Source organism: Actinosynnema sp. NPDC023658, assembly GCF_040639995.1.
In the GTDB taxonomy this organism is placed as follows: Bacteria; Actinomycetota; Actinomycetes; order Mycobacteriales; family Pseudonocardiaceae; genus Actinosynnema.
The window spans coordinates 1-2,875 of record NZ_JBFAAX010000726.1; the positions used below are offsets into that span (position 1 = coordinate 1).

The window sequence follows — 2,875 nt, forward strand, 5'->3', positions numbered from 1 at the left end:
TGGCGGACTCCGTGGGGAGCCCGCCTCCGGGCAGTCGGTCAGCCCGTGGTGCCGGGCCGCCCGTTCAGGAGGTCACCCCGCGGAGCAGGGGTTCCCGTTCACCCGGAAGTCGGTCGGACGGGTGGTGCCCGACCCCGAGGAGTTGAAGCCGATGTTCGCCGAACCGCCGTTGGCCACGGCGCCGTTCCACGACAGGTTCGTCGCGGACGCCGCCTGACCCGTCTGGGCCCAGGTGGCCGACCAGCCCTGCGTGATCTTCTGCGTGCCGGGCATGGTGAACTCGAGCTTCCACCCGTTCCACGCCTGGCCGCTGGTGTTGGCCACGGTGACGTTCACCGACATGCCGGTGGACCAGGTCGACGCCTGCCAGGTGACCTTGCAGGAGTTCGCCACCACGTCCGGCTTGGTCCGCACGGACGCCTGCGGCGACATGGCCGACCGCAGGTTCGCACCGTTCTTCGCCACGACGGAGAACGTGTACGCGGTGTCCGGCCGCAACCCGGTCAGCGTGGCCGACGGGGAGGTGACCGTGGTGACCACGCGCAGCGCGTCACCCTCGACGGAGATGACGTCGTACTCCTTGACGCCGCTCTCCGCGTCGGTGGACGCCGTCCACGACAGCTTCACGCCGGTCGCGGTGATGTCGGAGGCCACCGGGGTGCCCGGGGTCGACGGGGCGGTGGTGTCCACCGGCGGCGCGACGGTCGTCTTCTCGGCCGCCCAGCTGGCGATCCACGCGAGCGCGGAGTTCCAGTTGATCGTGACCTCGTTCACCGAGTACGCCTCGACGTGGTCCACGTAGCACTTCTGCGGCTTGCAGCCGGTGAGCAGGCGCGCGGCGACCGGGTCCTGCAGCGCGCTGTTCGGACCACCCGAGAGGGCGCCCGCGGGCGCGTTCGGGAGCGTCGGGTCGAGCTGGTGCGCCCAGTGCCGGTGGTGCACGTTCTTCGAGGCCTGCTCGCCGTAGCCCGAGACGTAGGAGTACGACACCGGGTTGCGGCCCAGCAGGTAGTGCAGACCCTGGTACACGCCTTCGCGGTACTTCGCCGCACCGGTGAAGTCGTAGGCCAGCGCCAGCACCGAGATGTTGTTGGCCACCAGGCCGTTGGAACCCCAGTCGTAGCCCTCGGTCGGGCTGTAGGGCGCGGGGTAGCCCTGGCTCGCCATCTTCGACAGGTGGGCGTCCGCCACCGCGGTGAACGCCGACCTGGTCGCCGCGACGTCCGAGGCGGCCAGGCCGTTGGGCACCAGGGCGAGGGTGATGTCGCCCAGCGGGCCCGTGGAACCCCAGTCGAAGCCGCGCGTGGTCAGGCTCTTGCCCTTGAACAGGGTCGACGAGGTGACGTCGGTGCGGTAGGCGGACTCACCGGTGGTGGTGAACATCTCCGCCGCGGCCCAGTAGAACTCGTCGGTCAGCGTGGCGTCGCTGTAGGAGCCGCCGCCGGTGCTGTCGTTCGGGTCCGCGATCTTGTTCGGGTTCGCCTTCGCCGCCGCGTAGGCCTTGGTGGCCGCCGCGAGCGCCTTCGCCGAGAACGTCGGGTCGATCGTCTTCCAGATGCGGGCGGCCTGCGCGGCCACCGCGGCCGTGTTCAGCGTCGCGGCCGTGCTGGTCGCGGACAGCCGGCGGGCCTGCGGGTCCTGGTCCGGCAGCATGGGCAGGCCGGTCCAGTTCTGGTCGTGGATCTTGTGGTGCACCATGCCGTCGGGCGCCTGCATCTTCAGCAGGAACTCGACCTCCCAGCGGGCCTCGTCCAGGATGTCCGGCACGCCGTTGGCCTTCTCCGGGATGGCCAGCTTGCCGTCGCCCAGCGCGGACGCGTCGCCGATCAGCTTCGCGCGCTCGTAGGTGTTGAGCAGCTGCCACGCCGCGATGCCGCCGTTGACCACGTACTTGCCGTGGTCACCCGCGTCGTACCAACCGCCGCGCACGTCCAGCGTGTAGCCGCAGCTGATGGTCGCCAGGCAGGGGACGTTGTTGTCACCCTGGTTCGGCGCGACGTTGATGTGGCCGGCCGGGCGCGCGTACTGCGCGCCGACGTACTGCGCCTCGATCGGGATGCCGCTGCGGTTGTGGTAGAAGTACGCCAGCGAGTCGTACCGCAGCTTCTTGATCGCGTCGGTGGCGATGTCGAACGGGAAGCTCGTCTCCGAGCCGACGCTCAGCGTGTACCCGGTGCCCGGGGTGTCGTACGACGAGAAGTCGATCAGGTGCGTGGAGTCGCCCGAGTCGGGGTCGACGGTCCCCTTCGGCACCGTCTGGCCGGTCGCCACGGTGGTCCCCGCGGAGTTCTTCAGCGTCCACGTCTGCGCGGTCGTCGCGGTCGACGTCAGCGTCGCCTGCTTGGTCAGGCCCGGCACGTAGCCGACCTGGTCCACGTTGATCTTCTTCGCCGGCACGGCCGGGTCGCCGCCCGGCGGCTTCACGCCGCCGACCAGGGAGACGTTGTCCACGCAGACCGTGGTGTCCGCCGCCTGCGCGCCCAGGTGGAACGTCACCTGGCCGGAGCCCGCGTCCGGGAAGTCCAGCTCCGAGGTGAACGTGAAGCTGAAGTGCTGCTTCGTCGTGGTCAGCGAGATGTCCTGCTTGGCGATCGTCCGGTACGGGCTGACGCCCTCACCTGCCGCCGCGGCCGCCGGCCGGGCGACCGAGGCGTACGCGTCGAACGACATCGTGTAGGACTGACCGGCCTCGAACGGCACGCCGTTCTGGCCGATCAGGGCGTCCCACGGGTTGACCGTGCCGCCGGTGACCGTGGCGCACAGCTCGCCGTTCGTCAGCCGGTTCGACACGCCGGCGCTGGCCCACCACGGGTCGAGCGATGGTGCGACCTGCGGGTGGCCGACGACGACGCCGTGTTCGGGGTGTTCTGCCGGC

At 70.4% G+C, this 2,875-nt stretch carries 1 protein-coding gene; it reads right to left on the minus strand.

Annotation, left to right across the window (positions count from 1 at the left end):
- Positions 1-72: 72 nt before the first annotated feature.
- Positions 73-2,875: glycoside hydrolase family 9 protein (locus AB0G02_RS33835; protein ID WP_360802528.1), on the minus strand; the 2,803-nt coding region annotated here is incomplete at its 5' end.